5 protein-coding genes are annotated in these 12,757 nt (G+C 40.2%); 4 read left to right on the top strand and 1 reads right to left on the bottom strand.

The annotated features are described in order from the left end of the window. The first annotated feature begins 2 nt into the window (after window positions 1–2). The 4 genes from AC59GT_RS17770 (at window position 3) to AC59GT_RS17755 (ending at window position 11,880) form a co-directional block, all read left to right on the top strand. Window positions 3–2,945 (top strand): DNA polymerase III subunit alpha, encoded by a 2,943-nt coding sequence (locus AC59GT_RS17770; protein ID WP_497238883.1) that lies wholly within the window; start codon window positions 3–5, stop codon window positions 2,943–2,945. Window positions 2,946–3,105: 160 nt separating this feature from the next. Then, window positions 3,106–6,366, top strand: a complete 3,261-nt coding sequence (locus AC59GT_RS17765; protein WP_497238882.1) for a DEAD/DEAH box helicase — start codon at window positions 3,106–3,108, stop codon at window positions 6,364–6,366. Beyond that, complete coding sequence (locus tag AC59GT_RS17760; RefSeq protein WP_497238881.1) at window positions 6,366–11,213, top strand: DarT ssDNA thymidine ADP-ribosyltransferase family protein; 4,848 nt, start codon at window positions 6,366–6,368, stop codon at window positions 11,211–11,213. Before AC59GT_RS17765 ends, AC59GT_RS17760 begins: the two co-directional genes overlap by 1 nt. Further along, complete coding sequence (locus tag AC59GT_RS17755) at window positions 11,194–11,880, top strand: macro domain-containing protein (protein WP_497238880.1); 687 nt, start codon at window positions 11,194–11,196, stop codon at window positions 11,878–11,880. Before AC59GT_RS17760 ends, AC59GT_RS17755 begins: the two co-directional genes overlap by 20 nt. Window positions 11,881–11,954: 74 nt before the next feature. Here AC59GT_RS17755 and AC59GT_RS17750 read toward each other — a convergent pair whose 3' ends face one another. Further along, entirely contained in the window at window positions 11,955–12,752 is a 798-nt protein-coding gene (locus AC59GT_RS17750; protein WP_497238879.1) for a DNA/RNA non-specific endonuclease, read from the bottom strand. Window positions 12,753–12,757 lie beyond the last annotated feature (5 nt).

Raw genomic sequence — 12,757 nt, 5'->3', positions numbered from 1 at the left:
CCATGTACCTGAATGTGCATTCACAATACAGCCTGAGGTTCGGAACCATGTCAATTGAGACGCTGGTTGAAGAGGCTATGGCCCGTGGTGTAACACAAATGGCGCTGACAGACATCAACAATTCTACAGGTACGATGGAATTCATTCGGGCGTGTGACGAAAAAGGATTGAAACCTATCGGCGGAATCGAATTCCGGCGGCAAAAGCAATTGTTATATATTGGGATTGCGCAGAACCGGGAAGGCATGAAAGAATTAAACGATTTCCTGACCGAACACAATCTGGAAGTAAAGGAATTGCACGATGCTGCCCCTTCTTTCAAGAATGTATTTGTAATATACCCCTACGCTTACAAGGGCGATCTTAAAGATAATGAATATGTGGGCGTACGCTTTGACGAGCTGAATAAACTTTATGGTAAAGATCTGTCGTCAGTTAAAGATAAATTGGTAGCCCTTCAGCCCGTTTTTGTGATGGACAGAATAGAATACCGGCTTCACGAATACCTGCGTGGCATAGACCTTAATACCGTATTAACGATGGTTAAGCCGGATGATAAATGTGCGCCGACGGATATGTTTTTATCACCGGGTATGCTGGAAGCTAAATTTGCTCGATATGCCTTTGTCCTGGATAACACGAGAAAACTAATGGATAAATGCATAATGGACTATCCGAAAGGCAGGATTAATCTTAACCGGAAAACCTTTTCCGGCAATAAAAAAGATGATCGTGAACTGTTGGAAAAACTGGCTATGAAAGGGTTAGTCTATCGCTATGGAAGGAATAACAAGCAGGCGCTCGCCAAAGTGAGGCACGAACTTCAGGTGATATTTGAACTTGATTTCTGTGCTTATTTTTTAATTACTCATGATATCATCAGGTATTCCATGAGTCAGGGTTATTACCATGTTGGCCGAGGATCCGGTGCTAACAGTATAGTTGCGTATTGTCTCAAAATCACCGATGTTGACCCTATAGAACTGAACCTGTATTTTGAGCGTTTTCTAAATGCCCAGCGTACCTCTCCACCGGATTTCGATATAGATTATTCCTGGGATGAGCGCGAAGATGTACAGGACTATATTTTTAAGCGCTACGGCCGCGAACATACCGCTTTACTCGGAACTATGTCCACTTTCAAGGATCGCAGTATCATACGTGAAATCGGTAAAGTAATGGGCTTGCCCAAATCAGAAATAGATGGCTTTACCGATCAGACAAGAGCCGCATTCAATCAGAACAACGACACTTTCAGAAAAATTGTGGCTATCCACGAGCGAATGGCGAACATGCCTAACCAGCGTTCAATTCATGCGGGCGGAGTATTGATCTCCGAAGATCCCATCACCTACTATACAGCGCTCGACCTTCCGCCCAAAGGTATGCCAACAGTTCAGTGGGATATGTATGAGGCAGAGAAAATTGGCTTTGATAAATACGATATACTCAGTCAGCGCGGCATCGGTCATATTAAAATGGCCGTCAAGCTTGCAGAAGAAAACCAGGAGAAAAAGATCGATATCCATCAGGTTAAAAAATTCATGAAAGACCCGGTAGTAAACGCGCAAATGCGTTCAGGTAATACAATCGGATGTTTCTATATCGAATCACCTGCCATGAGGCAGCTGATCCGTAAACTGAACTGCGATAATTATCTCGTCCTTGTTGCGGCCTCTTCCATTATTCGTCCGGGCGTTGCCAGTTCAGGTATGATGGGCGCTTATATTAAATTCCACAACCAGCCGGAATTGGTACAGTACCTGCATCCTGTTATGGAAGAACAGCTGAAAGAGACCTATGGCGTAATGGTTTATCAGGAAGATGTGATCAAGATATGTATTCATTTTGCCGGCATGGATGGCACGGATGCAGATATTCTGCGGCGAGGCATGAGCGGTAAATATCGCAGCAAAAAAGAATTTGACCGGCTGGTAGAACATTTTTTTGCTGAAGCAAAAAAACTGGGACGGCCTGATAATGTAGTTAAAGAGGTTTGGAGGCAGGTATCTTCCTTCGCAGGCTACAGCTTTTCCAAAGCGCATTCTGCCAGTTTCGCAGTTGAAAGCTACCAAAGTCTTTTTTTGAAAACTTACTACCCGCGTGAATTTATGGTCGCAGTATTGAATAATTACGGAGGATTTTACAACAGGTCACTGTATGTTCATGAACTTCAGAAAGCAGGCGCAGTTGTACATCTCCCTTGCGTCAATAACAGTGATCCAATCGTTAATATCAGAGGGATAGATGCTTATCTGGGTTTTGTTGGAGTTCATGGGCTCGAAGGGAGCCTGACAGAGTTGATACCGGAAGAACGCCGGCTTAATGGCCCGTTTCTGAGCCTGGAGGATTTGATTAAAAGAACAGGAATTGGCCTTGAACAGACAATTACACTAATTCGCGTTGGAGCCCTTCGCTTTACAGGGAAAAGCAAAAAGCAATTATTGTGGGAGGTACATTTACTTTTGGGAACAAAGGTCAAACCCAAAAACGATGCAGAACTGTTCCAGCTGGAAAGCAAGAATTACAAACTGCCGGTACTCGTAAATACCCGGCTGGAAGACGCCTACCACGAACTTGAATTATTGGGATTCCCTCTCTCTATGACCCTGTTTGAGTTGCTGGAAAGTGATTATCGGGGGGAACTTTTCACGAGTGATCTGATCAACCATGTAGGGCAAACGGTAAAAATGGTCGGCAGGTATGTTTGTGAAAAAACAGTGCATACCAAAAACAATCAGAAAATGTGGTTTGGCACTTTTTTGGACGCAGAGGGTAATTTTTTCGACACTGTGCATTTTCCAAACCGTACGCCTGCCTATCCGTTCCGGGGACCGGGCTGCTACCTGATGCTTGGCAAAGTGGTACAGGAATTTGGTTTCGCCAGTTTGGAAGTAATTAAATTTGCTAAACTTCCAATCATGGGGAATCCTGTTATGAATTGAAAGAGCTCATAAGATACTTTCAAATCTTACTAAATGTTTATCAAAAAGCGGAAGTACTCCAAAGTATTTAAGCGCATTATAATTAGTTGCAACCTATTACCTTCAGGGAATTTCAAAGGGATTTATTTATATTTAGAGGCACCTTATCTGAATTACAGGAATGCCGACCACCAGCTCGCAAAGTACATGGCGATTATTTATAGAAGCCAGAAAAAAACTTACAACCCTTTATGAACAGCCCATAGCGACTAAAGGCGTTATTCAACAGGCATCAGTATCTGGTTTCTCGCTTGAAGTTGACCAAAGATTTACACAGGAACATTTTTATCAAACCCTGAACAAGAACCTTGGCATCAACGACTCAGATATTGATAAAAAAGGCGGATGTTTTTATCTCGATTGGCAGACTCAAATTAATGACTCTCAGTTAGAGCAACTTAAGGATATAGCAGCGACATGCTATTTTGATTATGACCCCCAGCCCTATTTATCTGGTGTTTTATCAACATTAGCAGGACCTGAACTGAATTTGCTTATTCAGGAGGCGAACAAAATAAACCTGATAATTAAAGCAGATGACAGACAGGGCCGTATTCAATTTCCGCCAAAGGCCTATCCGAACTTGATTAATTTTCTTACAACTTCTCGATGGAAAAATTATATTTCTATTCCCGATTCTTTTCAGATTGTGCTTGGAATCACGCCAGATTATCCACGTTATCTTGACCGTTTACTTTTTGAAAGCGGACTTGCTGGTAAGGTTTCTATTAGAAATAAACAGGTTAGCGAAAAAGATCAATTGTTAAAATTGAAATTTAAAGCTAATGTACCTGTTACCGATGAAATATGTTCCTATTTTGAAACTGTGGGATTTGACAAAGGCATTGAAGGTGATTGTCATAAATTTAAATCAAAACTTACAGCAACAGAATATAAATCCTTTTTTTATAAAAACCACTTAGCATTTAAAGAGCTCCTGAATGAGTTCGTTGATATTACCTTCAAAACAGGGTTGAAAAACGACCATTTAATTTTCCATTTAAAAGATTACAAGATATTTGATAAAGTTCTATCCCGGCTTAATGAAATTCCGGATATCCATATTTTTTACCGACCAGAGTTTACTCTTGCATCAATTCTCCCCGAACCCGGACTAACACTGGTTTCATTATCAGATAAACTAAAAACGCATTTCCCGGCTCTTGAACTCAATTACGGAATTTATGGGCAGAGCATTCATTTTCGTCATTTTATGGAATTTAACGGACGATTATCGAGTCGTCTAAATTTCATGAATTTACTTGATGAGTTAACCAACAACACAGATATCGAAGTTCGTCTTGATAACAGCCAGCGTTTATGTTTTTTGGCAAAAGAGAATACTAAATTAAAGGCATTTCAGGAAACCGTGAGGTTTAGCCACTTATTAGGTGAAGAATTTTGTATCGGCCAAGGCAATGAAATGCTGGTGATTGGAACGCTCCAAAAAATAAAATTTCCTTATCTAATATATCAAAGGCTCCTATCTGATAGTCAACTTAAAGAAATGGACCTCACCTTAATACGGGCAAATTTAAGAGGAGAGCGCGAAAAAATTGAGCGGTTAAATCAAACAATGGAAAAGCTCGCGGGCGATGCCAAAGCGTTACCTAACCCGCTTACTAAATCATTTGTTTTCGACTCATCTAAAGCAAGGCCAGTCCTGGAACCAGAACTGATGATTGAGAATGGGAATCTATGGCAGGAGATAGAAAAGCATTCTTACCAGCATCTTAATCCCTCACAGACAAGGGCAGTACTTTCAACTTTGCTCGCACCTGACCTTGCACTGATACAAGGACCACCAGGGACGGGAAAATCAACGGCGATTTCCCAAATTATATGGCATAACATCAGAAGAAAGCCCGACCAGCAAATATTATTGACATCGGAAACAAATATGGCGGTTGATAACGCGATTGAGAAGCTTGAACATCCCATTCATAATCTTGTAAAACCAATACGGATCGGCAAAGAATCTAATCTTGAAAGTGAAGGATCGCGATATGCTCTTAGCCGAATAGAAGAATGGATTAATTCATCTGAAGACAAATCATTTGATGACAATGCTGTTGCCCGATGGCTCCCTAAACTGGCAGTACGAACCAAAGAAACCCTACCTGAGGAATTTCAAAAACAATGGCAAAAAATTCTTTCCGCCCCTACGGAAGAAATCCGTTCAGAAGCCGCGAAACTTTATATTAAACACAGTAATGTTGTCGCTTCCACTGGGAGTTACATCGGTGAAAATAATTCCGAGGGGAAGAAAACAGGCTTTTTCAGGCAATATTTAAAAATATGGCAGTTAAAACAGGTCCTATCACAAGCACCTAAAGGCAGGCAAAAGCCAATGTTACCAAAGATAGCATTCGACATTGTTGTCATGGACGAGGCAAGTAAGGCAACTCCGCCAGAACTTGCACTCCCGTTGACGTACGCAAAAAAAGCGATAATCATCGGTGATCACCGGCAATTACCGCCCCTTCTTGATGAGGAAGAGTTTGAAACCACGCTTAGCGGTGCAGGCGGTGCTGCTCTCGCACGCTCATTTATACAAGATAAACAAGCGCAAATTTCACAGTTTGAGCATTTGTTCTTAAATCCCGGGCTTGACAAATCACTTGTGTCCCGTTTCAACCGACAGTACAGAATGCACCCCCATATTAACGAAGTAATCAAGCAATTTTACATAGATGATGGTGGCTTGGAATGCGGAATATCAAACATAGATGCTGATGATCCTAATTTGAACAAGCCGTTAAGTCGATATCACGGCTTATTTCACGAAGACTTTATTAACCCAAGCCGCCATTTGCTGTGGATTAATGTAGACGAACCTGAAATGAAGGAAGGCTCTTCGAGGGTTAATTTTTCGGAAGTTGAAGCTGTCAGGAGGGTTCTTCAATATTTGCGGAATAGCGAAGGTTTTGAAGCTTTTCAAAATTCCTGGAATAAACCTGAAGAGAAGGAAGTTGGGTTGATTAGTTTTTATGGAAAGCAATTATTTTATCTGGATCAACTAAGGCAGGAGTTTGCAGATAATATTCCAATACGGGTAAGGACAGTTGACCGGTTTCAAGGAATGGAAAGGAATATTATCATTGTTTCTATGGTACGCAGCAACAAAATAATTTCCTCACCTCACCAATTACCTGATTTTTCGAAATTCCCCGAAAATGCCGGTTATCCTCAACAAACAGGCCTTGGATTTGCAGAATTTCCAAACAGATTAAACGTTGCCCTTTCGCGGGCTAAAAGGTTACTCGTCATAGTAGGAAACGCCGCTCATTTTAGTCAGCACGACTGTTACAAAAGGGTTTTTGAACAAGTTCAGGAATTGGGTGCCGTAATAGATTACAAAAATTTAAACCGCTATAGTTAATGGCAGAAAACCAAAATTTGAATAAAAATACAGGATATCCTGATGTGGTTTTCTCCGGATCAATACGTGAAAAGATAAAGGGGGAACGTTTTCTCATACCAATTGATTACCGAATAGCAAGTCCGGTTACGGATTTGGAAAAATTAATCATATCCTATATTCGCTATAAAGGTTCCACAGTTATAAGAAATGAACTTGCGCAGGCACTTGGTTTTGCGATTGCGGATGATCCGGACAGGCATATCTATTATGATCCTGCTGAAGTAGCTTTATTTGACTTCATCATATCTGGATTGATCGACTATGGACTTATAACCCATTTGGGCGGCAAGTTAAATTTAACACCATCTGCTGCTGATGCTATCGATAATAAGCGCAAATACTTTTACTTCAAAGGGTTTACAGGTAATTTCAATTTTACGCGTTTACTGGTGGATGATGACTTTGATTTTAAAGCAATTGGTTTTCCCGCTACCCTTATTGAAAATAACCGGTTAACCGGCTACATAAATTTATCAAAAAACAAGGACGATAAGTATTTGAACGACCTTGAGAACCAAATTCGTTGCATAGAAAAATATGATACCTGTGACTTGCTTTCAGCGGGAAAGCCGTATTATTACGCACCTGATGAATTAGAAACAGATATACTTTTTAATAGCCTTAATGCCAGTGTATCAGTTATATTTAATGGTGAAGTAAATGAGTACCTGACATCTTGCTTTAACAACCCGAAAAATCTTGAATATAGAGAGGAACTACGAAGACAAGGCGCGTTCAATAAGCTTTGGGCTAATGAGGAAACGGATATAACCTGGGATGATCTGGTTAATTTTTCAGATCAGTGGGTATATTCAGATCTTCTTCGTTCTCAGCGTCTGAACTGGGAAGATGACAGAATTGTAAAGCATCTCATTACTCACATGGAGGCCAATGATTGGCTTACATTTTCAGAATATCTCCCCGTTCCGTTACTCGTGCAACACTTTGAGGACTTTTTAACTCAATGGAACTGGCAGATTATTACAAAGCGGCTGGACGAACAATTTATTTTAAAGCGGTTTACAACCAACGGTAGCGAACTTAAATATGCATGGGATTTTGAGGAACTTTCAAATAAAAGCGCTTCATTTATTGAAACTGCCCTTTGGAAGAATGCCACATTTGTAGAACATTACGATTTTACTTGGGAAGACTTTCGCTGGAACTGGCCAATTCTGTCAGAATCATTGCCGGATGAGGTAATCTTGAACGGGCTTTCAAAAATGCCGTTTAATAAAACTGTCCTTTCAGAAAGATCTGGTAGCTTTCTTCAAAAAGCCTTACGGGAAGTATCGCAAATCAGCGATTGTAGCTGGAATTGGACAAAACTGCAAGACAAAATTTCCCCCGATTTTCTCTTTGATCATCTAATAGTATTTTCTCCATTTCTTGATTGGAAGGAATTGACAATTCGCGTTTTTTCTCCGGATTTTCCCTGGCCAGCAAAGACGGATCGAGTTTATTTTTTGGATGTAATGAACTCACAGGCGTCGAGCATTCGACCCTTTACAATGGAGCGACTTCCGTGGGATAATTATTTGATTGAATGGTTTGATACCAGAGAATTGCTGCGTTGGACGTCCACATTATCGCAACCTGGATTTGAACTTAACCCGAATATTGTATGGGATGAAGAAACTTTTGAGAAGTTCAGCAAAAAAATAACCACCAATCAAGGCCGCACACATATAAGTAAGGTAATTTCTTCATTGTCAATAATCGAAGATTACCCTGATTTTGGTTGGAATTGGGATATGATATCGGGCAATACTACGATTGCATGGCCTAAAAGAGCGCTACTGCATTTTGCAGACCGATTGAATTGGCAAATATTACTTTCCCGAATACCAAATGACGAGTTAATCACAACGATTGCTGCTTTTGACAACATCGGACAATTAACAGGTAGTTCCGTTCGTGAAAGCATTTGGAAATATCTGAATAATGCATTACCGGTTAGTGCCCTGCTTTCAGAATACGACAATTATCCTGATTATATCGCAGTCGACATACTGAGCATCAGAGATCCAAACTTGGTAATAGACTTCATACTCGAAACAGAAAATTTATTATTATCCTGGAACTGGCCGGCAATAGCGCAAAAAGCCGATGTTGAACATATTGTTCAACTACTACCTGTATTAAATCAATTTTATTTTTTTAACAGCAGATCTTCTGAACTTGATTTCATCAAAAAGTTTTGGTTGGATGTTACTCCACGATTGGATGAAGAGTTCTTAGTTAGCCATGCACTGACTTATCGAAATGAGTGGGATTGGAAATACCTCAGCAAGCATCTTTCTAAAGAGATTCTAAAATCAAACTTAAACGCCTGGCAAGAAAAACTGGATTGGACTTATCTCACTAAAGAGACTTTTGATAAAACAGAAATTAAAGATATTATTTCAGATAATCCTAACATAGCGACTCGCCTTTGGTGGCCACATGTTATCAACAACGCCCTTACACCTGATGATTTGTTGGAACGTTTATATGAAATTGCTAAAATTGTTAATCGAATAACCGATAAAACGCTAAAAAAAGAAACATGGTCAAATTTGACCAAACGAATACCAATTGAAGGGATTTTTCCTGAAATCATCAATAAACCACCGATCCAACGCCTTCAATTTGAAAAGTTTCTAAAGTTTGACTGGAGTTTTTTATCATCAGATGAAAGACTTCATCCCCATCTAACTGTTAAGTTTCTTGATACCTACTATCATTTCTGGGACTGGAAAACACTTTCACAAAACTCCTTTATCAACGACAATTGGACGTATCTGAAGGCATTTCGAAAAAAATGGGATTGGACATATCTCTCTCAATACAGCCGGTTTATGAAACCTAAACGCAGTTTTGCAGAGAATAAGAAAACATATCAGGATTTTCACCTCGATATAGACTGGGCTGCATTCTCACTTCGCGAAGATTTACAGTTTGAACATTCACTGCTCATCCGCTATTCAGGCAAAGGATGGGACTGGACTGCGTTATCTGCTTCAAAAATGCTTCAAGTGGATGCCTCCCTGCTCGAAAGATTACCTGATAAACCCTGGAACTGGCAACTTCTATCCCAAAATTCAGCTGTGTCTATGGGCACTGAATTTTTAATCAGTTTTGGCGATAAGAATTGGGATTGGCAATCATTATCAGCGCGGCGCGACCTTATACCTGAATTTAAATTATTCGAAGTTCTATCCGATAAACCTTGGGATTTTACTGCAATATCACGACGAGTGGATTTTGAATGGACGCCGCAATTATTCAAACTATTAAAAGATAAACCGCTTGACTGGGAGTTTATTTCCAGAAAAGCAAAGGTTTACTGGGATAAACAAACGTTAACTGTACTACAGAAAAAATTTGATTGGGATCTCCTTTCGTTAAATTTATCCGTGCCACTTGGGGAAGAGTGGTTTGATGATTTTTCCCATTGCTGGAATTTTAAAATTATGTCTAAAAGGACAGATCTTGTGTCGGTTCCAGAAATTATAATTCGTCATAAAAACGCTTCATGGGATTGGGATGTACTATCCGCCAGAGAAGATTTTGATTATTCTCCGGATGTTTTAGAAGTATTAAAAGAATATTTGTCGTGGCCGGCTTTGTCAAAAAAATACTGGAAACGATTTGAAGCTTCATGGCTTGAAAACTTTAGAGAGAAGTGGGATTGGATCGCCTTGTCAGAAAACGATTCTGTCACCCGAGATAAAGAGACTGCAGCCGCCTTAAGTGAGCTATTCGCTAATGACCACCCTTTAGAATTCAGGCGTAGAGTGCATGAACAAGCTTCGCGATGGAAAGGTTATGTTTATCACTTTGCGCACCTGACGAACGCAGCTCAAATAATATTATCCGGGCAAATTCTCAGCCGCCATAAGGCAGAATTATTAAAAAATGGATTCGCTAATGCCGCAGGCAACGTTGTCGCCCGTCGCGATGAAGCCCACAATTACGCGAGGTTTTACTTTCGCCCCCAAACACCTACGCAATTTTATAATGAAATGCTTGGCATGAGTGAAACAAGCAAGTATTATCATCGTGCATTATTGCTTGGTTTACCAAAATGCCCTGTACCCGTATTTTTCCGTTTCCCCCTTAAAGAGGTTTTAGACAAAAATCCAGGAAAGTGTTTCGCAAGCAATGGTAATATGCAAACGAACTGGGCACAAGTGTTTCCAGTCGGTCCTGAATTATTAAATCAGTTTGATTTTGATTTTCTCTACATGACTTCTGAACGCGTGGGGCAGATAACAAAAAATAAAGTTGGAGGATACGACCCAGAATATTTTCGTCAGATTTTTGGCGAATTATTTCAACGGCAGCAAACTGCGTCACAACAGGAATTCCTTATTCGTGATATCTTCAAACTCAGTGAGATTTCCGGTATTGAAATTATAGTTAGTAATGAAAACTCAAGGCAGGCTCTTTTGCAATTTATCGGAACCGACCATCCCCTTGCGGAAAATATTCGGGTTGACGATGGCAGTCTAAACATTTTTCATTACAACAATCCAGGAGTTGATTATACAATTGAAGGAAATGAGTTGAGTTTCAGTACACATTATAGCAGACCGCATGAACTCGTTTTTGAATCGATTTCAGCCGCACAAACAGAAATTTTAGATGGTTTTCCAATAAAACAAGGAAGCAGGATGATCACCGCCGAAAAACATATTAATTTAAGGATAGATCCTTTTGTACCATTCACGTTAAAATTCCGGGATGAAAAACGCCAGGAATGGGTGATATTTGAAAATAGAAATCTAAACCCTGTATCTTATGGCGATAACCTATCTTAAAGGCAACATCTTCAATACTCAGTCAAAGACAATCGTTAACACTGTTAACTGCGTTGGCATAATGGGAAAAGGAATTGCATTGGTATTCAAACTTCGATACCCGCAATTATTTGATGCTTATCAAAAAGCCTGCAAGAACGGCGATATACGCATCGGTTATCCATGGCTTTACAAAGAGCAAAAGGATATCCCCTGGGTTCTGAATTTTCCTACAAAAAATCACTGGAAATATCCAAGTGAACTTAATTATATTGAAAAGGGGTTAAAGAATTTTGCGGATAATTACCTTACCTGGGAGATAAGTTCAATAGCATTTCCTATGTTGGGTACACATAATGGCGGCCTTGATCCGGTCTTAGTAAAGGAAATGATGGATCGCTATCTGACGCCATGTAATATTTCAATTGAAATTTATGATTACGATCCGAATGTACCGGATGATCTTTTTGACAAGTTTAAAAAACAATGGTTTACGTTATCCCCAACTATGATTAAACTTCATACAGGAATCAGAAACCAATCCCAGGTCGATGCCGTCTACCGGGCACTGAGATCTGAGCGGATAACATCGCTCATAGGTCTTATTGAAGCACGGGGCGTTGGGATGGTAACGATGGAAAAGTGTTTTCGATTTGTGATGGATTACCGACAGGCAAGCCTATTCTAATATCTTATCTAAAAAATATTAAAAGTTAACTGGAATTACCCGGCATTTAATTGCTTTATTACCACCTGCGACTATTATTCATGAAAAATGATCATTGGATCAAATCCCAAATTTTTAACCAGCCCCTCATGTGTGATAATACATCTGAATAACGATTCCTTTTTCTCTGTTGGTAAATTGGGCATCCAGTAACAAAGTACTATGCGGCCGCCAACATTTCGGTCGTAGTATTGAATAATCTTATAATAATGCGATGGAACGGCTACCTGCAAGCCGTAATTAGTATAGGCATTCTGTCTCCCAAATGTCCCGCACCAGATCTTCACACTGTCTGTCACCGCCTCTGATTTAAAGCCAGTCAGCTTCCGGCAAAGTTCTTCCGTAGCTATTTCTGTTCCCACGTTCTGTCCCTGGTATTCCATCCCCGCGTTAAACGTATAGGTATCAGATAAAATGGCGGCATCAGCATTCCATGCCAAAAGAATCCAAGCCTGGCAGTGGCCTTTGGCAATCATTCGGGCTGAATTTGGCTGGCCGATAATCTTGTTGGCCTGCCGGTAAACTTTGGTTTCATCAGGCTGGCCTGCTACGGAATGCCATGAACCGTAGATTCCCTTTCGCGGTAAATTCAGGCGCTCCTGTTCTTCACGGTGCTCCCTGGTATAAATATAATAAGTGATTTTTGGCGTGTGGTTAAGCGTATCGCCTATAGATTTGAAATATGGATTTACCCAGAGCAGACACGAAGGGCAAAGACTGGATTTTTGTGTGGGATATTTTTTATAAAGCGCTCTTACGTAAGCGGCGTTGGGCACCTGAGCCTTTACTAAAAAGGAAGATAGAATGAAAAGGAAAATGAAAAAGTGCTTCATCAAAT

Source organism: Mucilaginibacter sp. 320_HR (assembly GCF_059691875.1).
This window is presented reverse-complemented; position numbering and strand designations above follow the sequence as displayed.